Here is a 25,346-nt window from a genome sequence, read left to right as displayed (position 1 = left end):
CTCAAAAGCGGTCGATATCCTCGAGGCTCTCGATGAGCCGCTGCTGAACCTGCCGCTCTTGCCGGCCGATGGCCGTCACCAGCTTGCCCATCGTTCCCCTGACTCCGTGAAGCTGGTCGACCAGATCCATGACGACATCGACGCCCGCTTCGTTGACGCCCATGTTGCCCATGAGATCGAGGATGAGCCGGCCGCGGGCGACATCGGCCTCGCGAAACTGCCGCCCTTCGCCTGATATCTCCGGGATCAGCCAACCCCGTTCGACCCAGAAGTCGAGCTGGACGACATCGATTTTCAGGCAAAGACGGAACTCATGATCATCCATGATCAGGCCTCCATATTCTTCCTCGGATCGTATGGATTTGCCGCCGCCCATTCCTTCACCAGGGAGGTCAGCCGTTCGTCTGAATTATCGGGCAGCACGATCTTCAAGGAGACATAGACGTCGCCGTGTCCGCCGCCGCGTTTTGGAACGCCCTTGCCCCTGAGACGCAGGACCTTGCCGGTATTCGAGTGCGGGGGCAGCGTCACGTTGACAGGTCCCGATGGTGTCGGCACGCGGACCTTGCCGCCGAGCACCGCCTCGTCAAGCGAGATCGGCAGTTCCAGGCGGATGTCGTCGCCGTCGCGCGTGAAAAAGCGGTGGGGGGCCACACGGATTTCGATAAGGGCATCGCCCGGCGGCCCGCCTCCAAGGCCCGGCTCACCCTTGCCACGCAGCCGCAAGGTCTGGCCGTCGCGGGTTCCGGGCGGAATCTGCACATCGAGCTGCGGCCCATCCGGCAGCTTGATCTCGGTCCTGGTGCCGTTGACGGCCTCGAGAAAATCGACCTCCATGGAGAAACGCCGATCCTGGCCTTGGCTGCGCGTCCTGCCGCCGCCACCGCGACGCGAAAAGAAATTGGCAAAGCTATTGTCGATGTCGGCGAAATCGGCAAAGCCGGAATTGTTGCGGTAGGGATCATTGGCACCGCTCGCCGAGGCATAGTCGCGGTAATAGCTGCGCTGCGCCCGCTCGGCGCCCGTCATATCGATCTCGCCGCGGTCAAAACGTCTCCGCTTCTGTTCGTCGCTCAAAATCTCGTAAGCGGTCGAAATATCCTTGAATCGGTCCTCCGCCTTTTTGTCGCCGGGGTTAAGGTCGGGGTGAAGTTTCTTGGCGAGCTTGCGGAAGGCACTCTGAATATCCTTCTGCGTCGCATCCCGCTTCACGCCCAGAAGCTCATAGGGATCCTGGCTCATGCATATCTCCGGTCGGGCAGTCCATGCTGCTGGTTGGCTTGGCACTGATATAGGTTGCCGGGCCGCCGCCGGGGAGGGGCAAGCTTCAAGCCGGTGGTCCTGTGATCGGCGGGAACTTGCCAGAGCTCAAAGCAGAGCGGCCGCTCTCCCTTGCGGCCGACACCAGCAGGGCAGCGGCAACGCCGATGCGAACCTCGATGATCGCCGGGATTCCCAACTCCTTGCAGAGCGACACAAGCTTCTTTTCGGCGTCGACGACGCCTGCTCTGACCAAAATCAAGTCCGTCAGTGAAACGGCGGCGTGCACGGAAAAACCGTCGCCCCGCTTCGACACGAGCATCCTGCCGCCTTGTCGCATTTGACGTCGGTCCGATCGGCGATAGCTCTGATGCGATGTCGTCGTCACACCACAGAGGTTTCATATGCCGAATTTCGCAATCATCGGAGCGGACGCAATGGGAAGCGCTGTGGCCAGAGGCTGATCGACCATGGCGCCACGGTGCTGACCCATCTCGACGGTAGAAGCGATCAGACGATTGCGCGCGCCAAGTCAGCCGGCATGGTGCCGGTCGAACACCGGGCGCTGGCGGAGGCCGAGCTGATCCTGTCGATCGTTCCGCCGGCGGAAGCGATCGGTGTCGCGACGGGGAACACGGCGAAGAACGTCGCCCTCGAACCGACGGGCGCGGAGACGCAGGTCGTCGCGCGGGCCTGAGAAGAAAACGTCAATATGCTCTTTCGCGAGCGCATTGCGATAAGGCGTGGCGACACGATCCGCTTCACTTTGCAAGCGGCCGGCGAGCATCTGTTTTCAGCCGCGACAGGCAGGCGCCTTCCTGAAGCGAACGCCTGAAACCAGCGTCTTCTTGAGCTTTGCCAAGATTCTGACGATTGCGTGAAACAGCTTGGAGACCTGTGACAAACCCTCATCGCCTCTGCTATGTCAGGAAAAATGCTGGCGGCCCATCCGGGCGCCGTGCTCTATCCGACCAATGCCAGGAGTTTGAAAGATGAGCGGTTCTTCCGATTATGTCCCCCCGAAGGTCTGGACCTGGAACAAGGCGAATGGCGGCCAGTTCGCCAGCATCAATCGCCCGATAGCAGGACCGACACATGAGAAGGAGCTTCCGATCGGCCGTCATCCGCTGCAGCTCTATTCGCTGGGCACGCCGAACGGCCAGAAGGTCACCATCATGCTCGAGGAACTGCTGGCCCTCGGCCATAGCGGTGCCGAATATGACGCCTGGCTGATCCGGATCGGCGATGGCGACCAGTTCGGCAGCGATTTCGTCAAGATCAATCCCAACTCGAAGATTCCGGCGCTGATGGACCGCAGCGGCGAAAAGCCGATCCGCGTCTTCGAGTCCGGCGCCATTCTCACCTATCTCGCCGAGAAGTTCGGCGCTTTCCTGTCGACCGAACCGGGCGAACGCGCCGAATGCCTGTCATGGCTGTTCTGGCAGATGGGCAGCGCCCCCTATCTCGGCGGTGGCTTCGGCCATTTCTATGCCTATGCGCCGACCAAGATCGAATATGCGATCGACCGCTTTGCCATGGAAGTGAAGCGCCAGCTCGACGTGCTCGATCGCCGCCTCGCCGAAAGCGAGTATCTGGCAGGCGGCGAATATACGATCGCCGATATTGCCGTCTGGCCGTGGTATGGCGGCTTGGTGAAGGGCTGGACCTACGGCGCCGCCGAATTCCTGCAGGTAGAGGACTATAAGAACGTCCAGCGCTGGGCCGACACCATTCACGGCCGGCCGGCCGTACAACGTGGCCGGATGGTCAACCGCCTCTCCGGCGAGCCGTCGAGCCAGTTGCACGAGCGCCACGACGCCAGCGACTTCGACACCAGAACGCAGGACAAGCTCGCGGCCGCCGAGTAAGCAAGCGGCGGCCCCAGCCGTGTGTCGCAGCAATAAATGATGCTCCGCCGCCTTTACGGCGACGGAGCATTTGCGAGCTGCCCGAACTCAGTTCTTGACCGTATCCTCCAGGAAGAAGCGGCCGAGCGGGTTCTGGTAGAAGTTCTCGATATTCTTGCGCGAGACGTTGATATAGGGGCTGTAGTAAAGGTCGATCCAGTTGACGTCGTCCTTTGCCATCTTCTGCAGATCGACATACATCTCTTCGCGCTTCTTTGGGTCGAGCTCGAGACGGGCCTTCGCCACCAATTCTTTGACCGCCTCGTTTTTGTAATTGGTCAGATAGTTGTTATTGGAATCGTGGCCGAGAACGAAAGTCGTCTTCTGGTCCGGATCGAGAATGTCGTTCGTCCAGTAGTTGACCGAGATGTCGTAATCACCGGCAACCGTCATATCCCATTCCTGGCTTGGATCGACCTTCTGCAGGTTCGCCGTGATGCCGGCCTTGGCAAGCTGTTGCTGCACAAGCACGGCCGTCTGCTCGTCCACTTCGTCGCCGGCGCGGATGAGATAGTTCAGCGTCAAGTTGGAGACACCGGCATCCGCCAGCATCTTCTTGGCCTTTTCAGGATCGTAGGGGCGCTGCAGGTTATCGGCGTAATGATAGAGCGCACCCTTCGGAATATAAGAGTTAGCGACCGTGCCCTGGCCAAAGGTGACGGCCTCGACGATCGCCTTCTTGTCGATCGCCATATCGAGCGCCTGGCGCACTTCCTTCTTGCCGAGATCGCCATGCGCATGGTTGATCAGAAGATGATCCTCGCGCGTCGAGGCGTCGATGTCGACATTGAGGTTCGGATCCTTCTTCAGCTCCTCGACGCGGGAGAAGGGCACGAAGATCGCCGTATCCAGCTCGCCGGCCTGGACGTTCAGCATGCGGGTGTTGTCGTCAGGCACCGAGATCCACTCGACGCCGTCGAGCTTGACGCGGTCGGCCTGCCAGAAATTCGGGTTCTTCTTCAGGATGACGCGGTCGCCACGCCGCCATTCCTCGACCACGAAGGCGCCGGATGCGATCGGCTTTTCGCCATAGGCATCGGGACCCAGTGATTCCATGCCCTTCTTGGAGATGAGGGAGGCATTCGGAAGTGCCAGCGTCGAAAGGAATGGTGCGGACGGGTTCTTGAGCTTGATCGTCAACGTGTGTGCGTCGGTGGCCACCGCCGTGTCGATCACCTTGTAGGAATCGCTCCAGAGCGAAGCGGGGTCGTCGCGAATGCGCAGCAGGCTGTAGGCCGCATCCTCTGCCGTCAGCGGCGAACCGTCCGAGAATTTCGTGTCGCGAATCTTGAACGTGTAGGTCAGGCCATCATCCGAGGCCGTCCAGCTTTCGGCAAGCCCCGGCTCCAGTTTCGTGCCCGTCTTGTCGACGCGGATCAGCACGTCGTAGACGTTGGAGAATACCCAGTTGTCGATGTTCTGCGCGGTCTTGATCGGATCGAATGTCGTCGAATCCTCGCGGCGGCCAATGGTGAGCACGCCGGCGGCTTCGGCATAGCTTGCGCTGAGCGTCAGACCAGCGAGCAAGGCTGCTGGCCCGATTGATTTCCACCTGTTTGTCATGAGTTCGTTCCCTTCGTTGTTATGGCATGCGTTTGATGGGTTGGATCGGTATCGATTGAAGATCCTCCCTACCGCCGGCGCCTTGCAGCAGCGGCTTGTCGGGATCGATGTCGGGAATGGCGGCAATCAGCGCCGCCGTATAGGCATGCTTCGGCCGCGCGAAGACCTCTTCGCAGCGGCCTTCCTCGACGATCTCACCGCGATACATGACGACCACGCGTTGGCAGAGATTGCGAACGATTGCGAGATCATGGGCTATGAAGATCAGCGTCAGGTTCATCTTCGCCGTCAGCTCGCGGAAGAGTTCGATGATCTGCGCCTGAATGGTGACGTCGAGGGCGGCGACGCATTCATCGGCAATGATCATCTTCGGGTCGACGGCGATGGCCCGGGCGATGCCGGCCCGCTGGCACTGGCCGCCGCTCATGCTGCGCGGTTTGCGGCCGGCGAATTCGCGTTCGAGGCCGACGTGATCGAGCAAAGCGTCGATCCGCGCCGGGATATCGGCCTTGGCCACTTTGCCCTGCACCTTCAGCACCTCGGCAAGCATCTGACCGATCGTCAATCGCGGATTGAGCGCGTTATAGGGGTCCTGGAAAACCATCGCCGTTTCGCGCCGGAGCTTTGCCAGGCCCGCGCCCTTCTGTAGCGCCAGATCGACGCCGTCGAAAGTGACATGACCGGAGGAGAGGGGCGTAAGGCCAAGCACGGCGCGGGCAAGCGTGCTCTTGCCACTGCCGGATTCACCGACGATGCCGACCGTCTCCCCGGCCATGATCTGCAGGCTGACGCCGGAAACCGCGCTGACCGTCTTGACGCCACCCTTCAGCAGGCCGCCGCCGGCTCTGAACCGCACATGGAGATCGTCGATTTCAAGCAATGGTCCTGCCGGCCGACCGGCGTCCGCCACTTCGGGCGACGACGGGGAAGTCTCGCCTGATATCGAAGGGTGGCTGTCGATCAGGCTGACCGTATAGGGATGCTTCGGCCGCGCCAGGATCGCCCGCTTCGGCCCCTCTTCCACCAACTTGCCGCCGCGCATCACGGCGATGCGGTCGCAGGTTTGCGCGACGATGCCGAGATCATGGGTGATGAGAATGATCGACAGGCCGCGCCGGTCGCGAATGTCGATCAACAGCCGCAGGATCTGCGCCTGGATGGTCACATCGAGCGCCGTCGTCGGCTCGTCGGCAATCAGGATCTTCGGATTGCAGGACAGCGCCACCCCGATCATCGCCCGCTGCCGCATGCCGCCGGAAAATTCGTGCGGATAGCTGTCGTACTGACGCTTCGGATCGGGAAAACCGACCTGCGCCAGGATTTCCGTCGCAGCGGTGCGGGCCTCGCGGGCGCCGACGCCCTCGTGATAGCGGATGCCCTCGGCGATCTGTTCGCCGACCCGCATCACCGGGTCGAGATGGCTGGTCGGGTTCTGGAAGATCATGCCGATCTCACCGCCGCGCACCTTCAGCATCTCGCCGTCGTCGACCCGCATGAGATCGCGCCCTTCGAGCAACACCGATCCGCTTTCGATCTTCAAGAGCGAGGAGGGCAGCAGCCGCACCAGCGAACGGCAGAACAGGCTCTTGCCCGAGCCGCTCTCGCCGACGAGACCGAGGATCTCGCCCTTGCCGAGGTCGAGCGATACCGCATCGAGCAGCGTGCGCGGGCCGGAATCGACGTGTGCCCTGAGGGTGAGATCACGGACGGACAGCAAGGAGCCGCTCATTCATGCACCCCCAGCAATTCGCCGAGCGCGTCGCCCAGCATGCTGAAACCGAAGGCGAGGCAGACGATGGAGAGGCCGGGAAACAGGGTGATCCACCAGGCCGTGGTGATGAAGCTCTGTCCTTCCGCGACCATGACGCCCCATTCGGCGATCGGCGGCTGGATGCCGAGACCGAGATAGCTGACGGCGGCGCCGCTGAGCAGCACCAGAGTCGCATCCGACATCGAAAAGACGATCGATCCGGCGATCGCGTTCGGCAGCAGGTGGCGGAACATGATGCGCGGGCGGCTGAAGCCGAGGCTGACGGCGGCAACGGCGTAGTCACTGCCCTTCAGAACCAGCATCTGCGCCCGGATCAGCCGCGCATAGGAGACCCAGCCGACCAGCGCCATGGCGATATAGAAGCTGCCGAGGCCGGGACCGAGAATCGCGATGATCGACAGCATCAGCACCAGGAAGGGGAAGGCGAGGATGATATCCACAAGGCGCATGAACAGCGCATCGACGATCCCGCCGAAGAAGCCGGCGATCGTGCCGACCGTCGTGCCGATCAGGAAGGGGAAGATGACGCCGATCAGCGCCATCTGCAGATCGAGGCGCGCGCCCCAGATGACGCGGGAGAGGATATCGCGGCCGAAATTATCGGTGCCGAATGGGTGAAGCAACGACGGCGCCTGCAGCCGCACTTCGGCATTCTGCATGATAGGATCGTAGGGCGCGATAACGGGAGCGCCGACCGCCAGCAGTACGAAGAACAGCAGCAGGCCGGCACTGAGCACAAGCATCGGCCGCCGGCCGAAGAACCGGCGCCAGCCGGGCGATGCAGGGACGATCGCCTCGGCGCTCATAACTTCACCCTCGGATCGACGGCGACGGTGACGATGTCGGCGATGAAGTTGATGAGCACGGTGGCGCAGGCAAAGACCATGGCGACGCCCTGGACCACCATGTAGTCGCGCGAAAAGATCGCCCTGACGAGCAGCTGCCCCATGCCGGGCAGTGCAAAAACGCTCTCGACCACCACCGTGCCGCCGATCAGCCAGCCGATGTTGACGGCAAGCAGGTTGATCGTAGACACCAGCGAATTCGGCAGCACGTGGCGCCAGAAGACGATGCCTTCAGGCATGCCGCGGGCGCGCGCCGCCGTCGCGACATCCGATTTCAGCTGCTCGATCATCGCCGCCCGCAGGCTGCGCGTCAGCACGGTCGAGAGCGACAGCGCCACCGTCAGGCTCGGCAGCACGAGATGCGACAGCTTGTCGCCGATCGACGCCCCGTAACCGGAAACCGGCAGCATGCCGAGTTCGACGCTGAAGAGGATGATCAGCATCAGCCCCAGCCAGAACGGCGGAAAGCCGATGCCGAAGGTCGAGACGATGCGCACCGCATGATCGGGCGCCCGGCCGGCATTGCGCGCGGCGATCGCCGCCATCGGCACTGCAATCAGCACCGACAGCACGACGCTGGAGGCGACGAGCGCAAGTGTCGGCTCGATGCGGGTGACGATCAGCTTCAGCACGTCGATCTTGTAGAGGATCGACTTGCCCATCTCGCCATTGGCGAGGTTCTTGAGGAAGTAGAGATATTGCAGCCATATCGGCTGATCGAGGCCGTATTGGGCGCGGATGCTGGCAAGGGCTGCAGGCGTTGCGCGCGTGCCGAGGATGTTGCGGGCGGGATCGCCTGGGATCAGGCGGACCAAAATGAAAGTGATGACGCTGATACCGAAAATGACGGGCAGGAATTGCAGCGGTCGCGTCAGAACGAATTTATAGCGATGCATGACGCCGATCGCCCCTTTGACTTCGTCGGCTTCGGTCCGCTTCCTCTTGCATCAGCCTGCCTCGTGCCGGGCGAGAAAATCGAGAAGCGCCGGATAGTAATCCTGCGGGTTCTCATAGAAGGGCATATGGCTGGCATTGGCAAATACCTTGAGCTCGGCGTTCGGCAGCGCCAGCTTCATCCTCAGCGCGCAGGCCGGTGTCAGCTCGTCATGTTCTCCCGCGGTGATCAGCACCGGCAGCGTCAACCGCGGCAGATCAGGAATGCGGTTCCAGTCCTTGAGGTTGCCGATGTAGAGAAACTCGTTCGGGCCCTGCATGGTCGCGTAGGGCGCCATGTTCCAGTCGTCGAGCGAGCGGCGAACTGGCGCCGGCCATTCGGCCAGGCGGCAGACGTGGCGGTAGTTGAGGATGGTGACGGCGGCGAGATATTCCGGATGATCGTAGGTGCCCTCGGCCTCATGCTTCTGCATCATCGACACCGTCTCGGGACCGAGTGCCGCCCGCAGCCGTTCCAGTTCCGAGATCAGATGCGGCATGTCGGCGACGGTATCTTCGAGGATCAGTGTCTTGAGGTTCTCGGGGTAGGTCAGCGCATAATCGATCGCCAGCCACCCGCCCCAGGAATGGCCGAGCAGGTGAACCTCGCCGAGCCCAAGTGCCTTGCGCACCGTCTCGGTCTCCTCGACATAACGGCCGATCGTCCAGAGCGAGAGATCGTCCGGCCGATCGGAGGCGCCCGTGCCGAGCTGGTCGAAGGCGACCACACGGTAGCCCTTGTCGATCAGGCAGGAATGCGCCTCGCGCAGGTAATCGCAGGGCAGCCCGGGACCGCCGTTCAAGCAGAAAACCGTCTCGTCGCCGGTCCCGAAGCTATAGGCGACGACGCGGTAGCCATCGACATCGATTTCGAAACGGGCGTCCGGCTGTATTTCACGCCACATTGATTGCTCCGGCAGAAGATTTCGCTTGCTCAATATTTGGGCATGGTTAAATTTTTACCGGAAATCGCGTCCCGTGCCAGCTATAAGAAGTGATAGGGTAGGGCGCATGCGAACCAGGGAACTGCCCATGCTTGATGATATCGGAACGATCAGACGGCAGTTTACAGCGCATGAAACGCTGGACGGCCGGATCGACCAGGCCTTCGAGGCGATGAAGCGGTTGGGCTTCGAGGCGCTGATCTATGACTATACGCCGGTGCCCTACGATCTCGACGGCGCGATCATGATACCCTCGCTGCTGAAACTCCGGAACATCGCCGACGACATGCACGATTATTGGTTCGGCCGCGGTTATTTCCGCATCGACCCGGTCCAGCAGGTGGCGCTGCGCAGCAGCGCGCCCTTCTTCTGGAACTACGATACGAATGCCGACACGCTGATCAACCGCTTCATGAGCGACGACACCGCGCCCGTGACGCGCTATCTCCGCGAACGCGACATGTCGACCGGCGTCACCGTGCCGGTCCATATGCCGGGCGGCGACTATGCGACCGTCACCGGCATCCGCTTCGGCGAAGACAGCGACTTCGAACGGCATGCGCTGCGTTATATTGCCGACTTCAACCTGCTCGCCCATGTCTTCCACGAGACGGCCTATTCGCTTTTCGACAGGAAGGCGCGCAGCGTCGGTACCGTCCATCTGACCGAGCGGGAACGCGAATGCCTGCGCCATTCGGCGGAGGGCTATTCTGCCAAGGAAATCTCGCGCATCATCGGCCGCTCCGTGCCCACCGTGGTGATGCATCTCAATGCCGCGGCCAAGAAACTCGGCGCCCGCAACCGCACCCAGGCCGTCGTGCGCGCCACCCACTACCGCCTGCTCGAAGAGCGCGACCGAAACTAAAGCGGTTCCTGGCCACCCTATAAGTTGTGATAGCTGCCTTCGGCGCTGCCGCCGCTTTATGGTCTCCAAACGCCCAAGAGATGGAGACGCCGGTGGCCGAAATCGCAACGAGTGAAGCCTATCTGCCCTTTCGCGACTATCGCACCTGGTATCGCGTGACCAGTTCGGTGGAAAGCGGCAAACTGCCGCTCGTCGTCGCCCATGGAGGGCCCGGCTGCACACATGATTACGTCGATTCCTTCAAGGACATTACCGAGCTCGACGGCCGCCCTGTCATTCATTACGACCAGCTCGGCAACGGCAATTCCACCCGTCTACCCGAGAAAGGCCCGGATTTCTGGACGGTCGGCCTCTTCCTTGAAGAGCTGGATGCGCTGCTTGCCCATCTCGGCATACAGGATCGTTATGCCTTTCTCGGCCAGTCCTGGGGCGGCATGCTGGGCGCCGAGCATGCGGTGCGCCGGCCACCAGGCCTGAAGGCGCTTGTCATCGCCAACTCGCCGGCCAACATGCACACCTGGGTTTCGGAAGCAAACCGGCTGAGGCAGGAACTGCCGAAAGAGGTACAGGACACTCTGCTGAAACATGAGCAGGCGGGAAGCCTCACCGATCCGGACTACATCGCCGCCTCCCGCGTCTTCTATGATCGCCATGTCTGCCGCGTGTTGCCGTGGCCGCCGGAAGTGGCGCGGACCTTTGCGATCATGGACGAGGACAACACCGTCTACCGCAACATGAACGGCCCAACCGAGTTTCACGTCATCGGCACGATGAAGGACTGGACGATCGAAGACCGGCTCGACCGCATCGAGGCGCCGACGCTGCTGATTTCGGGGAAATATGACGAGGCGACGCCCCTGGTGGTAAAGCCCTACCTCGAACGTGTTCCCGGCTGCGAATGGGTGCTCTTCGAAAATTCCAGTCACATGCCGCATGTCGAGGAAAAGCAGCTTTGCCTGGCGACCGTTTCCGGCTTTCTGTCGCGCTACGACTGAAGCAGGTGCCAGCTCGTCACGATCGGCGGACCAGCCATTTCTTGGCGACACGGCAGGCCATCGTATAGGCCGGATCGAAGACGTTGCCAACATCGTAACGCACCACCTGGCCCAGCAGATGGCTGGCCGCCCTCCTGTCGAGGCCGTAATCCGATGCCAGCCAGTTCATCATTTCGCTGGTGGCATGCTGAAGCGCCTGATCGAGGGGGCGGGCATTGCCGATGGTGAAGATGTCCTCGGCGGTTTCGCCGCGTGGCCAGACCAAGCCGGCCTTCTTTTCCACCGTCAGCCGCACCGTGACTTCGAACGTCGTCTCGACGCCGGTGCCGACGATCTCGCCATCCCCCTGCACGCCATGGCAATCGCCGAGAAAGAACAGCGCGCCGGGAGCCGATACCGGGAAACGAACGGTCGTGCCGGGGCCGAACAGGCGATAATCCATATTGCCGCCATATTCGCCGCTGGTCGCCGTCGAGATCACCTGGCCGAGGCTGGGCGCCACGCCGAAACAGCCGATCATCGGGGCGAGCGGCAGAACGAAATTTTCCAGGCCGGCGACCGGCTCGAATAGCCGGACGGTCAGCTCTTCACGGTCGATGGCCCAGATCGCCATGCCCCGCGGCGGCAGGTCGCGAACCGTTTCGGGATCGATGACATTGGCCGCGACGATGCTTCGGGTAAAGCCGGTGCCCCTGGTCGGAACCATGCTGATGATCTCGACCTTCAACGCATCTCCGGGCTCGGCGCCCTCCACGAAGATCGGGCCATTCATCGGGTTCGGACCGGATGTCCGCCGGATGCCGTCCTTGTCATAGCCGATGGCATCGAGGGTCTCGGTGACGACAGTATCGCCGTCGGCGATATGCAGGGCCGGCGGCAGCGAGCCGATGACATTGTGAAAGCGCGTCGGAATGAAGCGGTGAGTGGTCATGAGTATACAGCCCTCGCTCGTTTCGAATGCCATGAACCCGCGGCCGGTCTGCCCGGCAGAGAGTCCAGACTAGATCAGAGATTACCTGGGAAGCCAACACGCCCAGGAGCATGCTATCTGATCTTGCCTTGCATCCTCCGAATAGTATATGTAGGTAAGTACCTACATGGAGATGCGTTATATGAATGTGACAAGTCTTTCCAGCCGCGAACTCAATCACGACGTGAGCAGGGCAAAAAAGGCGGCGCAAAATGGCCCGGTCATCATTACGGATCGTGGCAAACCATCCCACGTGTTGATGACCTATGACGAATTCGAGCGTCTAACCGGCAAGCGCCGCAGTCTGGTCGATGCGCTCTCCATGCCTGGTTTGTCAGATATCGACTTCGACCCGCCTCGTGTTGAGATCGCACCGCGCCGGGTCGATCTATCTTGAAATATCTGCTGGATACCAACGTTGTTTCCGAATTGCGCAAGGTCGGAGACGGCAAGGCAGATGCCAATGTGGTCGCATGGGCCGGGGCGCAAGACACCGTGAGCTTATGCATCTCCGCCATCACGATCCTGGAATTGGAGCGTGGAATACTCGGCGTGCAGCGCCGCGATGCGGCGCAAGGGGCTCGTCTGCGTGCATGGCTGGAAAATCAGGTGCGGCCGGCATTTGCCGGCCGTATCCTTTCGGTCGATGACGTGATCGCGACACGCTGCGCGCACCTGCATATTCCGGATCGGCGCAATGAAGCCGATGCTCTGATTGCCGCAACCGCCCTGGTTCTCGGCCTGACCGTGGTTACGCGCAATGTCAGGGATTTCGAAGGCGCAGGCGTTGTCGTGCTGGATCCGTGGCAAGATTGATGTCTTTGCGCCCGGTCATGGCAGCTGGTGAATGGTGACATCAGGAACAACGTGTCGCGCGATCTCGCAGAGATGCCAGTGATGCGTGAGGTAGATGACCTGTCCGACCTTCGCCATTGCGCCGAGCAGTCGGAAAACCTCTTCGGAGCGAGGATTGTCAAAGCTTTCCATAATATCGTCGGCGATGAAGGGCACGGGCGGGCGAAGCGCTGCGAATTCCTCATAGCCCGCCAGCCGAAGCGCGAGATAGAGCTGGAACTGCGTGCCCGTCGACATCGCGTCCGCCAGCTTCGAGCCGCCGTCGCGTGACACGCCGATCAGTATTTCCTTGTCCCGGTCGGGTTGGGTCGTCAGGCCGGAATAGTTGCCGCCGGTGATCAGGTGAAAAGCTTGCGATGCGCGGTTCATCATCGAGCTGCGATGTTTTTCGCGATAGATGTGCAGCGCCTGTTCGGCCGCGAGCGTGCCGGCGCGCAGCGTCAGATGCCGCACCGCCAGTTCCTCGATCTCGAGGAAGATGGTTCGGCGTTTGGCCTCGATTCGGGCCACCGCGTCGTCCCCGCCGACGGCCTCGAGCTTCTGCCGCGCCAGCGACACGTCGGAATAGAGAAGTTTCGCCCGCTCGGTGAGATCCTCGATCCGGGCGCCGAGCTCGATCGCATCGCGCTCGGCCGCAGCGGCGTCGATATCGGCAAGGCGGCGTTCGGCTTCGGAAAAACTCGCCGCGCGCAATGCCTCGGTGATCTGGCCGCGTAAGGTGGCGGCCCGCGCCTCCAGCCGGTCCCGCTCCCGGGCTTGGTTCAGGAATGCTTCGACCGAGGCAAGCGAGTCCGTGCCGAAATAGCTCGTCAGTTCGTTCTTGCGGGCATTGTGAACGGCCAGTTCTTCCTCCAGCGCCCGTCGCTTCTCCAAATGTTTTTCGAGATCCGCCTGCCGGTCTGCCCGAAGTTGCGCCGCATGCCGCGCTGCCTCATGGCGTTCCACCAGCGCATTGGCGGAGGCGAGCGTATCGGATGCCAACCGGCTGAGGCCGCAGCCCGCGAGAAGCCCGGCAATATCCCCACGGAATTGCTCCTGATCGCGCTCCATCGCGGCAACGCGGCTTGCGAAGTCATCCCGCTCCTTCAGGATGGCGGGCAGTGTGGCGAGCGCATCCAGCACGGCGCGGACGGCGGCCATCGAGCCGGCCTTGTCGGCAAACCAGGTTCGCGACAGCGCCTCCGCCCATTCCCGGTTCCAGGCCACGACCGCGGCTTCCGCCTCCTGTTGGTCGCGCTCGCGTTCCCTGACGTCGCGGTCGAGATCGCCGATCGCCTTCTCGTGCGCCTGCCGCACCGCCTGTTCGGCTTTGCTGGCGGCAAGCATATCGCTCGCCGCCTGCATCAGCGCGGCGAGCGGCAGGTCGTCGGCGCCACCATGGCCGGCATCCGCAAGGCTCGCTGCAAGCGTTGCGGCATGCCTGTCCAGTTCGGCGCTAAGCGCTTCCACCGCGTCTTCGGCCCGCTGCAGTTCGTCCCAGGCGGCCAGCGCCGCGGCTCGCTTGGTGCTCCATCCCTCGAGTGCTGCAATGCGCGCCGCAGCTTCGGTGTCATATTCGATTGCCTCGGGCAGCAGACCACGGATGCGTTCCGCAAGCCCATCATGTTCGGCGCGCGCCTCGGCGAGCAATTCCCTTTGCCGTTCGATCGCTGCCGCGGTTGCCGCTTCGGACAGGCGGAGCTGGCGCAGCTCGGCAAGTTCCTGCGCGCGTGACAGCCGGCCGGCGGACACGACATCGTCCTGGCGCATCCGCTCCTCGAACGTCCGGGCGGTGGCGGCATTCAAGCTGGCAAGATGCGCCTGCCATGCGGCATCGCGTTCATCGCGCAGCCTCGCGGCCTCGGCATCGTCGATCGAACCACCGGCGACGAAAGCCGCGATCCGGGCTTTGGTCAGCGCCTGTTCGGTGCCGAGATCGCGCAGCCGTGCCTCGTGATCCGCGATCCGCTTGTCGATGGAGATCGCCTGGCCACGCCAGGCCTCGGTCTGCCGAGGCTCGGCCGCGCTCGTCCGCTGCAGGGCGACGGCATCACCTGTCCAGGGCGCAAGCTGTGCGAACTGCCTCTCCTGTATTCGCTTCGCCTGCACGAGGGTCCGCTCTTCCATGGTGAGCCGCACTGCGAGATCGGACCCGGCCAGCCGGCTCAGGGCGGCCTCGATGCGGCTGAGATGCGCGGGATCGAGCACGACGGCTCCGTTTTGCGAGCGGCCTTCCTTGTTCAGCCTTTCGAGATTCTCGCGCGCCCGCACGAGTTCGCGGCCCGCGGCAACCAGGTTGGCCTCGACGCCGGAACGTCGCTCGATGAGATCGCGGACGATGCCGATCAGCGAGGCGGGCAGCAGCAGCGCCTCGGGCATCGCATAGCCAGGCTGTTCGAGATCGGCCAGCAGCCGCACCAGCACGCCTTCGTGTTCGGCCAGCGCCAGCCGGCGCTTCGGCAGGTCGCTTTCAGCCGCGAGATAGCGCGCCCGCCCCTGATCCAGCATGTCCATATGCGCGGCGACCGCCAGCGCCTTGTCGTCGATCGTGATCGCCTCAATCTCGTCGGCAAGCTGGCGCAGCGTGCGGTCGGCGGTTTCGACAAGCGCCTGCAGCCGCGTCTCGTCGTGGAAAAGCTGCGGCAGCAGTGTGAACCATTCCGACGGCGGCCGCGGCAGATCACCCATGCCGGCTGCATCGGTGTCCAGCCGCCGGAGTTCCAGCGCCGCGGGCAGGGCGCTGAGAAGGCGCGTCAGCTCCTGATGCCGGGCCTTGGCCCCGGCCAGTTCCCGCGTCGTCGCGGCATAGGCGGCGTCGGCCTGCTCGTGGGTTGATTTCAGGCCCGAATAGGTCGAGGCAAGCGTGTCGATGGCATTGCGCTCGGCCTTCAGCGCTTCGAGCGCGCGTTTGAGTTCCGCAAGCTTCGTGCTCGACGACCGCTTCTTGTAGATCCCATTGGCTTCGTCGGTTGCCGTTACCAGCGAACGGCTGAGGCCGGCGAGGCCCGAGCTTGCCGAGAACAGCAACTCGCCGAGCTCGCCCTTGCTTTGTATGATGGCGTTGCCGCCTTCCTTGAGCGACTGGTCGTCGAGCGAGAACATGGTGCGATAGGCGTCGCGGCCGACGCCGCCGAGCGCGCCGGCCAAAAGCGCCTCGTTCACAGCCTGTCCCCGATCATCGACGAGGCTGCCGGTCCGCAATTTGAGCCGCGCCAATTCATGGTCCGCGCCACCGAATTCCAGCCGCGCACCAACCTTCATCGTGTTGTAGGAATGCAGGAAATTGTAGGTGCTGCGCTCGCCTATGCCGTAGAGCAGGTCGAGATAGGCGGCGAAGGTGGTCGACTTGCCCGCTTCGTTGAGGCCATAGACGATGTGCAGATCCGGCGAACCCGGTCGGGCCGCGCCGAAATCGATCGAGTGGTCGGTGAACTTGCCATAACGGATGAGGTCGAGACGACGCAGGCGCATCAGCTGTCTCCCCGCTCCGCGGCCTTCATCCGGGCGGCGATGTCCTCGGCGCCGTCAGCGAGAAGGCTGTCGATGAAGCGTTCGAAACCCGTCTCGTCATGCCCGGCAAATGCCCGGCTCTCGGGCGGCAGGTCTGCGAGCAGGTCGCGGACCATTTCCCTCACGTCGTCGCGAAACCCGCTGCGGGCGATGACGTCGTTCCGCATCAGCGCGCCGAGCTCGACGACGGGATCAGCGACGGATGCGTCGGCGAGGGACACCGGCGCTTCGAAGGTGAGTTCCAGCTTCTCGATCCAGGTCCGGCCGACCCGGTCACCGCGCTGCTCGGCTTCCGTCTGCATGAGGTCGATATCGCGGCGAAGCTGCCAAGAGAGCGGCGTGCGGCCGGAAAGCCTGAGGCGCGCGACGAGATGTGGCGAGGCCGTATGGTCGCGCTGCGCCGTCAGTGCCGCTTCGATCGCCATGGCCGCATCACGCCAATCATCGACACCCGTCAGGTCGACATCGACGCGCTCGAACTGCGCGATGCTGGTGCGCCGTTCCTCGACCGTCACCGCCCGGTCGTCCGCCACGGTCACCAGCGACACCGTCTTGACGCCCGACTCGTTGATGTCGCGGCCTTGCGGCATGCCGGGCATGATGACCGTCGCCGTGCCGGGATACTGGCTGCGCTGATGAAGATGGCCGAGCGCCCAGTAGTCGAATCCCGAGGCGTGAAGATCGAGCACATTGCAGGGTGCATAGACATCATGTCCGGCCGATCCGGCAAGGCTCGTATGCATGATGCCGATATTGACCGCACCTGCGACCGGCGGCTTGAATTTCGGCAGAAGCGGGTCCGGCGCTTGCGGCTTGGCGAAGCTCAGGCCGTGGATCGCGATCGACAGGCTGCCCTTCGTCGCCTCCACGGTCTCGGCGTGGCCGCCGAAGACCTTCACCGTATCGGGCATCACCAGCTCCCTGGCGATCTTCGACATCGCATCGTGATTGCCGCGGATCTTGAAGACGCAGATCCCCGCCCGGTGCAGCCGTTCCAGCTGGCTTGCCAGGAAGCGCGCCGTCTTCATCGACGTCTGCTCGCCGTCATAGAGATCGCCGGCGATGACCAGCGCATCGACCTGCTCCTCGAGGCAAAGGTCGACGATCGCGATCAGCGCCTGCCGGCTGGCGTCACTCACGAGATCGGCCAGCTCGGCGTTGCGAAGCGCCAGCGACCGCAGCGGAGAGTCGAGATGGAGATCGGCAGTGTGGACGAAACGATAAGCCATGAATGCAGAAATCGCGTTGCGACAGGATGATGAGCCGGTGCCGTCGGACAGATGAACGCGCGGTCGCTGTCACGTGGCCGTCAGGATGAGAATATGGAGCACCCGTCCAAGGGGCGCGAGCGAAATGGGCCGGCAAACCGGCCCATCCACAATCAATGTTGCTCGACCGGGGCCGGTCCGGCCGCCGGCACACTCTACGATCCCAGCCGATCGGCGACCAGCATCGACAGCCACTGCCTTGGAACGCAAAAGGGCTTCTTGACACAAAGGCCGCTGCAGTCTTTGATGGCGAACATTCACCAGGGGTGTCCCGGCAAGGGGCTGAGATTCTGCTAGACTATACGGCCTTGCCGATTGTGGCGCAGTGACCCGTTGAACCTGATCCAGTTCATACTGGCGTAGGGACGGTGCGGACGCTGCGGCTGTTGGGCGGATTTTCGCTTTGTCGCGCAAGGCGTCTTTACATCATTCCAACACTGGAACTGGGTCTCCAAACGTCAAACCTTGGAGCCTCATCCATGAATATTGTTGCACCCCAGCTTACTCCCGTCGTCACTACCGGCTCGCTTCCGGCCTCGACCAAGATCGTCAAACCCGGAACGCTCTATCCGGATCTGCGCGTGCCGATGCGCGAAATCAGCCTTCACCCGACCTCCGGTGAGCCGCCGGTTACGGTCTATGATTCCTCCGGCCCCTATACCGATCCGGCCCATGTGGTTTCCATCGACGCCGGGCTGCCGCGTTTGCGCGAAGCCTGGGTCAGGGCGCGTGGCGACGTCGAAGCCTATGAAGGCCGGGTGGTGAAGCCTGAAGACAATGGTTTTGCCACGGGCGAGCGGCTGACGCCGGAATTTCCCATTCGCAACACGCCGCTAAAGGCAAAGGCCGGACGTGCCGTGACCCAGCTCGCCTATGCGCGTGCCGGCATTATCACCCCGGAAATGGAGTTTATCGCGATTCGCGAAAACCTCGGCCGGCAGGCCGCCAAGGAGGCGCTCGCGCGCGACGGCGAGAGCTTCGGCGCGCATGTTCCGGATTTCGTGACGCCCGAATTCGTGCGGCGGGAAGTCGCCGAGGGCAGGGCGATCATCCCCGCCAATATCAACCACCCCGAATCCGAACCGATGATCATCGGCCGCAATTTTCTGGTGAAGATCAACGCCAATATCGGCAATTCGGCGGTCACGTCATCGATGGCGGAAGAGGTGGAGAAGATGGTCTGGGCGATCCGCTGGGGCGCCGACACGGTCATGGACCTTTCCACCGGCCGCAACATTCACAACATCCGCGAATGGATCATCCGCAATTCGCCGGTTCCGATCGGCACGGTGCCGCTTTACCAGGCGCTCGAGAAGGTGAACGGCATTGCCGAAGATCTGACCTGGGAAGTCTATCGGGATACGCTGATCGAACAGGCCGAGCAGGGCGTCGATTACTTCACCATCCATGCCGGCGTGCGGCTGGCCTATATCCCGCTCACCGTCAATCGCGTCACCGGCATCGTCTCACGCGGCGGCTCGATCATGGCCAAGTGGTGTCTGCATCACCATAAGGAGAGTTTCCTCTACGAGCATTTTGAGGAAATCTGCGACATCTGCCGTGCCTATGACGTCTCCTTCTCGCTCGGCGACGGTTTGCGTCCGGGGTCGATCGCGGACGCCAATGACGCAGCGCAATTTGCCGAACTCGAAACCCTCGGCGAACTCACAAGGATTGCCTGGGCGAAGGACTGCCAGGTGATGATCGAAGGCCCCGGCCATGTGCCGATGCACAAGATCAAAGAGAATATGGACAAGCAGCTCAAGGTCTGCGGCGAAGCCCCCTTCTATACGCTCGGACCGCTGACGACCGACATCGCGCCGGGCTATGATCACATCACCTCCGGTATCGGCGCCGCCATGATCGGCTGGTTCGGCACGGCCATGCTCTGCTACGTCACGCCGAAGGAGCATCTGGGGCTGCCCGACCGCAGCGACGTCAAGACCGGCGTCATCACCTACAAGATCGCCGCCCATGCCGCCGATCTTGCCAAGGGACATCCGGCCGCCCGCATCCGCGACGATGCACTGTCGCGGGCGCGCTTCGAATTCCGCTGGGAGGATCAGTTCAACCTCTCCCTCGACCCGGATACGGCCCGTTCCTTCCACGACGAGACCCTGCCGAAGGAGGCGCACAAGGTGGCGCACTTCTGTTCGATGTGCGGCCCGAAATTCTGCTCCATGCGAATTTCCCACGACATTCGCTCCGAAGCCCAGAAGGAAGGATTTGAAGCCATGGCGGCCAAGTACCGCGATGGCGGCGATCTCTACATGCCGGTCGCAGAGGTCGCGAAAACTCCCGCCGGAGAATGACCATGCGCGTTCTCGTCAAAGGGGCCGGCGTTGCCGGCCTCACCGTGGCCTGGCAGCTCTATCGCCACGGCTTCCGCGTCACCCTTGCGGAGCAGGCCGACAAGGCCGGCGCCGGCGCATCCGGCTTTGCCGGCGGCATGCTGGCGCCGTGGTGCGAACGGGAAAGTGCGGAGGAGCCGGTGCTGACGCTCGGTCGCCTGGCCGCCGATTGGTGGGAGGCGGCATTGCCCGGCCATGTCAATCGCCGGGGAACGCTTGTCGTGGCGGGCGGGCGCGATGCCGGCGAGCTCGACCGTTTTTCCCGCCGGACAAGCGGATGGGAATGGCTGGACGAGGCGGCGATCGCCGCCCTGGAGCCTGATCTCGCCGGCCGCTTCCGCAGGGCGCTGTTCTTCCGGCAGGAAGCGCATCTCGATCCGAGACAGGCACTCGCGGCCCTGGCCGCAGGGCTTGAGGACGCCCGCATGCGTCTCATGCTCAGCGTCACGGGCGAAGCTGATCTTGCCCAATATGACCGGGTAATCGACTGCACCGGTGCCGCCCAGATCGGCCGGCTGCCCGGATTGCGCGGTGTTCGAGGCGAGATGCTCTGCATCGAAACAGGCGAGGTCAGTCTCTCCCGCCCCGTTCGCCTGCTGCATCCGCGCCACCCGATCTATATCGTGCCGCGCGAAAAAAACCGCTTCATGGTCGGAGCGACGATGATCGAAAGCGACGATGCCGGCCCGATTACCGCGCGTTCGCTTATGGAATTGCTTAACGCCTCCTACGCCTTGCATCCTGCCTTCGGCGAGGCACGGGTTACGGAAACCGGCGCAGGCGTTCGCCCCGCTTATCCCGACAATCTGCCGCGTGTGACACAGGAGGGACGCACCCTCCATGTCAACGGCCTCTACCGCCACGGCTTTCTGCTGGCGCCGGCCACGGCCGCAGAGGTCGCGCGGCGTCTTCTCACAGAACAAGGACAACCGGAAAGGAGGGCGTCATGACCTTCATCATCAATGGCGAGGAACAGGAGGTCGCGGCCGCGACGCTCGCAGATCTGCTTCTCGCTCTGGACTACGAAGGCGGGTGGCTCGCAACCGCGGTCAACGGCGAACTGGTGCACCGCGAGGATCGCGCCGATTTCGTGCTCGGCGAGCACGACCGCATTGAAATTCTCTCACCGATGCAGGGAGGCTGACATGCTGAAACTCTACGACGTCGAGGTCCATTCCCGGCTGCTGCTCGGCACCGCCCGCTATCCGTCGCCAGCCGTCCTGGCAGAAGCCGTGAGACGCTCGAAGGCGGAAATTGTCACCGTCTCGCTGCGGCGCGAGGCCGCCGGCGGCAAGGCGGGCGGCGCCTTCTTCGAGCTGATCCGCGAGCTCGGCGTGCGGGTGCTGCCAAATACGGCCGGATGCCACAGCGTGCAGGAGGCTGTGCTGACGGCGAAGATGGCGCGCGATGTTTTCCGCACCGACTGGATCAAGCTCGAAGTGATCGGCCATCACGATACGCTGCAGCCCGATGTCTTCGGCCTTGTCGAAGCGGCACGCATCCTGACCGGGGAGGGCTTTCAGGTCTTCCCCTATACCACCGACGACCTTGTCGTCGCCGAAAAGCTGCTGGAGGCCGGCTGCCGCATCCTGATGCCCTGGTGCGCGCCGATCGGCTCCGCCATGGGACCGGTGAACCCGATGGCACTGCGGTCATTCCGAGCGCATTTTCCTGAAGTGCCGCTCGTCGTCGATGCCGGCATCGGCCGCCCGTCGCATGCCGCCGCCGTCATGGAGTACGGTTACGACGCCGTTCTTCTCAACACTGCCGTTGCCGGCGCGAGCGACCCTGCCGCCATGGCCGAGGCCTTCGCACTTGCCATCGATGCCGGCGGCATCGCGCATGGCGCCGTGCCGCTGGAGCCGCGCGACATGGCCGTTCCTTCCACTCCCGTCATCGGAAAGGCGGTCTTCTCATGAAGCTCGACCCCTTCTATCTCATCGTCGACAGCGCCGAATGGATCGAGCGTCTCGTGCCGCTCGGCGTCAAACTCGTCCAGCTGCGCATCAAGGACCGGCCGGCGCCGGTGCTTCGCGAAGAGATCCGGTGTGCGAAAGCCGCCTGCGCGGCAGCGGCCTGCCAATTGATCATCAACGATTACTGGAGGCTGGCGATCGACGAGGGATGCGATTTCATTCATCTCGGGCAGGAAGACCTGATGGCTGCCGATCTGGCTGCCATTCGCCGCGCCGGCCTGAGGCTCGGCCTTTCCACGCACGATCCATCAGAACTAGAAACCGCGCTGGCCGCCGCGCCGGACTATGTTGCCCTTGGGCCGGTCTGGCCCACGATCCTCAAAGAAATGAAATGGGCGCCTCAAGGCATCGAACGCCTTGCGGACTGGCGGCGGCGTGTCGGACCAATGCCGCTCGTTGCCATTGGCGGGATCACCGCCGAACGCGCGCCGCTGGTATTGGAAAACGGCGCCGATAGCGCCGCCGTGGTCACCGATATCACTCGCAATCCGGATCCCGAGGCCCGCACACGACAGTGGCTGGCCGCGACCGCGCCTTGGCGATCTGTCGGTTGAGATGCCGCACCTGGTCTTGCTGAAATATATTTCACGTCGTGAATTATATTGACAGCCCTCGAGCTTTACGCTTAGCTGCCTCATACCGGACGTCGAGGAGGAAGTCCGGACTTCAACACGATCAGCGGCGCTTTTCGGCGCCCTCGAGCTTTTGGGAGAGGCTTCGGCCTCAAGGAGGACTCTTGCGCACTTTACTCACCACGACCGCAATGGCGGTTTTTGCTGCAACGTTTATCGCCGGCGCCGCAAGCGCGGGAACGGAAAACCCGTTCCGCTGCAAGCCGGGCGAAAAATACGTCATGAATGTTATGGTTTCGGGTGTCGAATACTGGTTCCCGGTTTACGAGATGTTCAAGCAGGCGGGGCAACAACTCGGCTGCGAAACGGAATATACCGGCACACCGGAATATGACGTCAACAAGCAGATCGCCACTTTCGACCAGGCGCTGGCGCAAAATCCGGCCGGCATTCTCGTTCATCCGATGAACTCCGACCCGTTCATCGAGCCGATCAATCGCGCCATCGGCCAGGGTACGGCGGTCGTCACCTTTGCAGCCGATTCGCCGCTCTCCAAGCGCGTCTCCTTCATCACCTCGGACAACACCCGCGAAGGCACCTATGCCGCTGATGCGATCGCCGAGAAGATGGGCGGCAAGGGCGAATACGCCGTTCTCGAAAATCCCGGCCAGGACAACCACGACAAGCGCATCGCCGCCTTCATCGCCCGCATGGGAGAGAAGTGGCCTGATATGAAGCTCGTCGGCCGCGCCGCATCCAACCAGGATCCGACCAAGGCCTATCAGGGGCTTTCCAGCCTCATCCAGGCCAACCCCAACCTTGGGGCGGTTTTCATGCCGGAAGCGAACTCCGCGATCGGCGCCGCGCAGGCCAACAAGGAAACCGGCGGCAAGGTTCTCGTCATGTGCGCCGACGTCAATGCCAACATCCTCGATATGATCAAGGCCGGCGAAGTCTTCGGCTCGATCAACCCCAATCAGGGCATGCAGGGTTATATGGGCTTCATGCTGCTATGGCTCGCCAAGCACCCGGAACTGATCGATCCGATGAACGACGCCAAGCGCTCGGGCTTCAACCCGATGAGCATCCCGGTCGTCGACAACGGCCTCTCCATCGTGACCGCCGCAAATGCCGACGACTTCTATTGGGACAAGTATCTCAAGCATCGCGGCACCAAGGGCATCGAGGAATAAGACCCCGACAGGCCATCCGCACTTTCGGTGCGGATGGCCGAGATGGAGAGGGAGGAAGATGATGACGGAGCCCGTACTCACCATTCATGGTGTCACCAAGCATTTCGGGGCGGTGAAGGCGTTGACGGATGTCGACTTCACGCTCGAGCGCGGCGAAGTCCATGCGCTTTGCGGCGAAAACGGCGCCGGCAAGTCGACGCTGATGAACATCATCGCCGGCGTACTGCAGCCGACCGAAGGCGAAATCCGCTTCGACGGCAAGGCTGTACGCATTTCCTCTCCCGCCGCCGCCCAGTCTCTCGGCATCGGCCTGGTGCACCAGGAAATCGCGCTCTGCCCGGATGCGACGGTCGCTGAAAACATGTTCATGGCGGCGACCAATCGCCGCCGGGCGCCGCTCATGAACTACCGCGGGCTGGAGCGCGATGCGCAGGCGGTGATGAACCGGCTTGCCGCGATCGATGTCCGCCGCAAGGTCGCCGACCTGCCGATATCAAGCCAGCAGCTGGTCGAGATCGCCAAGGCGCTGACACTCGACTGCCGCGTGCTGATCCTCGACGAACCGACGGCTGCCCTGACCGAGACCGAGGCGCAACAGCTCTTCTCGATCATTCGCGACCTCAAGGCGAACGGCATTTCGATCATCTATATCAGCCACCGCATGGCGGAAATCTTCAGCCTCTGTGACCGGGTCACCGTGTTCCGCGACGGCCGCTACGTCTGCACCGACCGCATTGCCGACGTGACGCCGGATGACGTGGTGCGCCGCATGGTCGGCCGCGAGATTACGCAGCTCTATCCCGACAAGCTCGGCGCCGGCGAAACCTCAGACGAGACCATTCTCGAGGTCGACGGCATCAGTGACGGCGTGCGTTTTCACGGTGTCAGCTTCGGCCTGCGCAAGGGCGAGATCCTGGGCATCGGCGGCCTCATCGGCTCCGGCCGCACGGAAATCGCCGAAGGCATCTGCGGGCTGCGGTCGCGCACGGCAGGAACCGTCCGCCTGCACGGCACGGCGCAACCGATCCGCGCCTATTCGGATGCGGTGAAAGCCGGCATCGTCTACCTGTCCGAGGACCGCAAGGGATCGGGCATCTTTCTCGAAATGTCCATCGCGCAGAACATATCGGTGCTGGACCTGAAGGCGCTTACCAATTCGGTCGGCCTCCTGAACGGCCGCGCGGAGGCCGCGCTAGCAGATGATTTCGCCCGAAGGCTTGCCGTGCGCATGAGTGGCATCGAGGCGCCGGTAAAATCGCTTTCCGGCGGCAATCAGCAGAAAGTGGCGATTGCCAAGCAGCTCGCGGTAAAGCCGAAGGTCATTCTGATGGACGAGCCCACGCGCGGCATCGATGTCGGCGCGAAAGCGGAGATCCACCGGCTGCTGCGCGAGCTGGCAAGCTCGGGCATCGGCATCATTGTCATCTCCTCGGAAATGCCGGAGCTTCTCGGCCTTTCCGACCGTCTGCTGGTCGTCCGTGAGGGACGCATCGCAGGCGAACTCGGGGCCGACGAGATGTCGGAAGAGACTGTGATCCGCCTTGCTTCCGGCATGGGCAGCGCAAGGGCGGCAGACCATGCCGCGTGAA

At 62.8% G+C, this 25,346-nt stretch carries 22 protein-coding genes, 2 pseudogenes and 1 riboswitch; of the genes and pseudogenes, 13 read left to right on the top strand and 11 right to left on the bottom strand.

Annotated features, from left to right (window positions below):
* Nucleotide 1: 1 nt before the first annotated feature.
* The 3 genes and pseudogenes from K6M89_RS22520 to K6M89_RS22510 all read right to left on the bottom strand — a co-directional run.
* Complete coding sequence (locus K6M89_RS22520) at nt 2-325, bottom strand: MerR family transcriptional regulator (protein WP_222141041.1); 324 nt, start codon at nt 323-325, stop codon at nt 2-4.
* A 2-nt stretch (nt 326-327) separates the two neighbouring features.
* Nucleotides 328-1,242 (bottom strand): DnaJ C-terminal domain-containing protein, encoded by a 915-nt coding sequence (locus K6M89_RS22515; protein ID WP_097583367.1) that lies wholly within the window; start codon nt 1,240-1,242, stop codon nt 328-330.
* A 145-nt stretch (nt 1,243-1,387) separates the two neighbouring features.
* Nucleotides 1,388-1,501: pseudogene (locus K6M89_RS22510) on the bottom strand (universal stress protein); the annotation flags it as partial.
* Nucleotides 1,502-1,664: 163 nt separating this feature from the next.
* On the opposite strand from K6M89_RS22510, the pseudogene K6M89_RS22505 reads away from it, so the two are divergent.
* Together K6M89_RS22505 and yghU are read left to right on the top strand one after the other, a co-directional pair.
* A pseudogene (locus tag K6M89_RS22505) lies at nt 1,665-1,885 on the top strand (NAD(P)-binding domain-containing protein); the annotation flags it as partial.
* A gap of 367 nt (nt 1,886-2,252) precedes the next feature.
* Nucleotides 2,253-3,128: a glutathione-dependent disulfide-bond oxidoreductase gene (yghU, locus tag K6M89_RS22495; protein WP_222141040.1), complete on the top strand. Its 876-nt coding sequence runs from the start codon at nt 2,253-2,255 to the stop codon at nt 3,126-3,128.
* An 87-nt stretch (nt 3,129-3,215) separates the two neighbouring features.
* Here yghU and K6M89_RS22490 read toward each other — a convergent pair whose 3' ends face one another.
* The 5 genes from K6M89_RS22490 to K6M89_RS22470 are packed head-to-tail and all read right to left on the bottom strand — an operon-like array spanning nt 3,216 to nt 9,184.
* Complete coding sequence (locus K6M89_RS22490; protein ID WP_097583387.1) at nt 3,216-4,730, bottom strand: ABC transporter substrate-binding protein; 1,515 nt, start codon at nt 4,728-4,730, stop codon at nt 3,216-3,218.
* A gap of 19 nt (nt 4,731-4,749) precedes the next feature.
* Nucleotides 4,750-6,459, bottom strand: a complete 1,710-nt coding sequence (locus tag K6M89_RS22485; protein ID WP_222141039.1) for a dipeptide ABC transporter ATP-binding protein — start codon at nt 6,457-6,459, stop codon at nt 4,750-4,752.
* The gene (locus tag K6M89_RS22480) at nt 6,456-7,307 is read right to left on the bottom strand and encodes an ABC transporter permease (protein WP_222141038.1); all 852 of its coding nucleotides are present in this window, start codon (nt 7,305-7,307) and stop codon (nt 6,456-6,458) included. Before K6M89_RS22480 ends, K6M89_RS22485 begins: the two co-directional genes overlap by 4 nt.
* A complete protein-coding gene (locus K6M89_RS22475; protein WP_222141037.1) occupies nt 7,304-8,242 on the bottom strand; it encodes an ABC transporter permease in 939 nt (312 codons plus the stop codon). Before K6M89_RS22475 ends, K6M89_RS22480 begins: the two co-directional genes overlap by 4 nt.
* Before the next feature lie 51 nt (nt 8,243-8,293).
* Complete coding sequence (locus K6M89_RS22470; RefSeq protein WP_222141036.1) at nt 8,294-9,184, bottom strand: proline iminopeptidase-family hydrolase; 891 nt, start codon at nt 9,182-9,184, stop codon at nt 8,294-8,296.
* Between the two features lie 127 nt (nt 9,185-9,311).
* Here K6M89_RS22470 and K6M89_RS22465 point away from each other — a divergent pair, with 127 nt between their 5' ends.
* A complete protein-coding gene (locus tag K6M89_RS22465; protein WP_097583396.1) occupies nt 9,312-10,088 on the top strand; it encodes a helix-turn-helix transcriptional regulator in 777 nt (258 codons plus the stop codon).
* 80 nt (nt 10,089-10,168) lie between these two features.
* Complete coding sequence (locus tag K6M89_RS22460) at nt 10,169-11,083, top strand: proline iminopeptidase-family hydrolase (RefSeq protein ID WP_246642624.1); 915 nt, start codon at nt 10,169-10,171, stop codon at nt 11,081-11,083.
* A gap of 16 nt (nt 11,084-11,099) precedes the next feature.
* Here the strand turns inward: K6M89_RS22460 and K6M89_RS22455 are convergent, their stop codons facing one another.
* Nucleotides 11,100-12,014 carry an acetamidase/formamidase family protein gene (locus K6M89_RS22455; protein ID WP_222141034.1) on the bottom strand — a complete coding sequence of 305 codons (915 nt, stop codon included), beginning with the start codon at nt 12,012-12,014 and terminating at the stop codon, nt 11,100-11,102.
* 181 nt (nt 12,015-12,195) lie between these two features.
* On the opposite strand from K6M89_RS22455, the gene K6M89_RS22450 reads away from it, so the two are divergent.
* Together K6M89_RS22450 and K6M89_RS22445 are read left to right on the top strand one after the other, a co-directional pair.
* Nucleotides 12,196-12,450 carry a type II toxin-antitoxin system Phd/YefM family antitoxin gene (locus K6M89_RS22450; RefSeq protein WP_222141135.1) on the top strand — a complete coding sequence of 85 codons (255 nt, stop codon included), beginning with the start codon at nt 12,196-12,198 and terminating at the stop codon, nt 12,448-12,450.
* Complete coding sequence (locus K6M89_RS22445; RefSeq protein ID WP_222141033.1) at nt 12,447-12,869, top strand: type II toxin-antitoxin system VapC family toxin; 423 nt, start codon at nt 12,447-12,449, stop codon at nt 12,867-12,869. Before K6M89_RS22450 ends, K6M89_RS22445 begins: the two co-directional genes overlap by 4 nt.
* 15 nt (nt 12,870-12,884) lie before the next feature.
* Here the strand turns inward: K6M89_RS22445 and K6M89_RS22440 are convergent, their stop codons facing one another.
* Both K6M89_RS22440 and K6M89_RS22435 read right to left on the bottom strand, forming a co-directional pair.
* Nucleotides 12,885-16,358, bottom strand: coding sequence for an AAA family ATPase (locus K6M89_RS22440; protein WP_222141032.1), 3,474 nt, complete (start codon nt 16,356-16,358; stop codon nt 12,885-12,887).
* Nucleotides 16,358-17,626: a metallophosphoesterase family protein gene (locus K6M89_RS22435; protein WP_222141031.1), complete on the bottom strand. Its 1,269-nt coding sequence runs from the start codon at nt 17,624-17,626 to the stop codon at nt 16,358-16,360. The genes K6M89_RS22440 and K6M89_RS22435 overlap by 1 nt, the downstream gene beginning before the upstream one ends.
* A 291-nt stretch (nt 17,627-17,917) precedes the next feature.
* Nucleotides 17,918-18,049: riboswitch (TPP riboswitch) on the top strand.
* Nucleotides 18,050-18,144: 95 nt separating this feature from the next.
* On the opposite strand from K6M89_RS22435, the gene thiC reads away from it, so the two are divergent.
* From thiC to K6M89_RS22400, 7 genes are all read left to right on the top strand, one after another.
* Nucleotides 18,145-19,977 (top strand): phosphomethylpyrimidine synthase ThiC, encoded by a 1,833-nt coding sequence (thiC, locus tag K6M89_RS22430; RefSeq protein ID WP_222141030.1) that lies wholly within the window; start codon nt 18,145-18,147, stop codon nt 19,975-19,977.
* A gap of 2 nt (nt 19,978-19,979) precedes the next feature.
* Complete coding sequence (gene thiO / locus K6M89_RS22425) at nt 19,980-20,966, top strand: glycine oxidase ThiO (protein ID WP_222141029.1); 987 nt, start codon at nt 19,980-19,982, stop codon at nt 20,964-20,966.
* Complete coding sequence (gene thiS, locus K6M89_RS22420; RefSeq protein WP_222141028.1) at nt 20,963-21,160, top strand: sulfur carrier protein ThiS; 198 nt, start codon at nt 20,963-20,965, stop codon at nt 21,158-21,160. The genes thiO and thiS overlap by 4 nt, the downstream gene beginning before the upstream one ends.
* A 1-nt stretch (nt 21,161) precedes the next feature.
* Nucleotides 21,162-21,935, top strand: coding sequence for a thiazole synthase (locus K6M89_RS22415; protein ID WP_222141027.1), 774 nt, complete (start codon nt 21,162-21,164; stop codon nt 21,933-21,935).
* Entirely contained in the window at nt 21,932-22,546 is a 615-nt protein-coding gene (locus K6M89_RS22410; RefSeq protein WP_222141026.1) for a thiamine phosphate synthase, read from the top strand. Before K6M89_RS22415 ends, K6M89_RS22410 begins: the two co-directional genes overlap by 4 nt.
* 182 nt (nt 22,547-22,728) lie before the next feature.
* On the top strand, nt 22,729-23,757 hold the full coding sequence (locus K6M89_RS22405) for a substrate-binding domain-containing protein (RefSeq protein ID WP_222141025.1): 1,029 nt from the start codon (nt 22,729-22,731) through the stop codon (nt 23,755-23,757).
* A 61-nt stretch (nt 23,758-23,818) separates the two neighbouring features.
* A complete protein-coding gene (locus tag K6M89_RS22400) occupies nt 23,819-25,345 on the top strand; it encodes a sugar ABC transporter ATP-binding protein (RefSeq protein ID WP_222141024.1) in 1,527 nt (508 codons plus the stop codon).
* Nucleotide 25,346 lies beyond the last annotated feature (1 nt).

The organism is Rhizobium croatiense (assembly GCF_019793465.1).
GTDB lineage: Bacteria > Pseudomonadota > Alphaproteobacteria > Rhizobiales > Rhizobiaceae > Rhizobium > Rhizobium croatiense.
The sequence above is the reverse complement of the archived record's forward strand: the minus strand, read 5'-3'. Positions and strand labels throughout refer to the sequence as shown.

Excerpts from the sequence above, each read along its gene's own strand:
- K6M89_RS22485 (WP_222141039.1), bottom strand. The coding sequence starts at position 6,459 with ATGAGCGGCTCCTTGCTGTCCGTCCGTGATCTCACCCTCAGGGCACAC.
- K6M89_RS22400 (WP_222141024.1), top strand. The coding sequence starts at position 23,819 with ATGACGGAGCCCGTACTCACCATTCATGGTGTCACCAAGCATTTCGGG.
- K6M89_RS22465 (WP_097583396.1), top strand. The coding sequence starts at position 9,312 with ATGCTTGATGATATCGGAACGATCAGACGGCAGTTTACAGCGCATGAA.
- K6M89_RS22515 (WP_097583367.1), bottom strand. The coding sequence starts at position 1,242 with ATGAGCCAGGATCCCTATGAGCTTCTGGGCGTGAAGCGGGATGCGACG.
- K6M89_RS22490 (WP_097583387.1), bottom strand. The coding sequence starts at position 4,730 with ATGACAAACAGGTGGAAATCAATCGGGCCAGCAGCCTTGCTCGCTGGT.
- thiS (WP_222141028.1), top strand. The coding sequence starts at position 20,963 with ATGACCTTCATCATCAATGGCGAGGAACAGGAGGTCGCGGCCGCGACG.
- thiC (WP_222141030.1), top strand. The coding sequence starts at position 18,145 with ATGAATATTGTTGCACCCCAGCTTACTCCCGTCGTCACTACCGGCTCG.
- K6M89_RS22470 (WP_222141036.1), bottom strand. The coding sequence starts at position 9,184 with ATGTGGCGTGAAATACAGCCGGACGCCCGTTTCGAAATCGATGTCGAT.
- K6M89_RS22410 (WP_222141026.1), top strand. The coding sequence starts at position 21,932 with ATGAAGCTCGACCCCTTCTATCTCATCGTCGACAGCGCCGAATGGATC.
- K6M89_RS22520 (WP_222141041.1), bottom strand. The coding sequence starts at position 325 with ATGGATGATCATGAGTTCCGTCTTTGCCTGAAAATCGATGTCGTCCAG.
- K6M89_RS22440 (WP_222141032.1), bottom strand. The coding sequence starts at position 16,358 with ATGCGCCTGCGTCGTCTCGACCTCATCCGTTATGGCAAGTTCACCGAC.
- thiO (WP_222141029.1), top strand. The coding sequence starts at position 19,980 with ATGCGCGTTCTCGTCAAAGGGGCCGGCGTTGCCGGCCTCACCGTGGCC.
- yghU (WP_222141040.1), top strand. The coding sequence starts at position 2,253 with ATGAGCGGTTCTTCCGATTATGTCCCCCCGAAGGTCTGGACCTGGAAC.
- K6M89_RS22450 (WP_222141135.1), top strand. The coding sequence starts at position 12,196 with ATGAATGTGACAAGTCTTTCCAGCCGCGAACTCAATCACGACGTGAGC.
- K6M89_RS22435 (WP_222141031.1), bottom strand. The coding sequence starts at position 17,626 with ATGGCTTATCGTTTCGTCCACACTGCCGATCTCCATCTCGACTCTCCG.
- K6M89_RS22455 (WP_222141034.1), bottom strand. The coding sequence starts at position 12,014 with ATGACCACTCACCGCTTCATTCCGACGCGCTTTCACAATGTCATCGGC.
- K6M89_RS22480 (WP_222141038.1), bottom strand. The coding sequence starts at position 7,307 with ATGAGCGCCGAGGCGATCGTCCCTGCATCGCCCGGCTGGCGCCGGTTC.
- K6M89_RS22475 (WP_222141037.1), bottom strand. The coding sequence starts at position 8,242 with ATGCATCGCTATAAATTCGTTCTGACGCGACCGCTGCAATTCCTGCCC.
- K6M89_RS22460 (WP_246642624.1), top strand. The coding sequence starts at position 10,169 with ATGGAGACGCCGGTGGCCGAAATCGCAACGAGTGAAGCCTATCTGCCC.
- K6M89_RS22415 (WP_222141027.1), top strand. The coding sequence starts at position 21,162 with ATGCTGAAACTCTACGACGTCGAGGTCCATTCCCGGCTGCTGCTCGGC.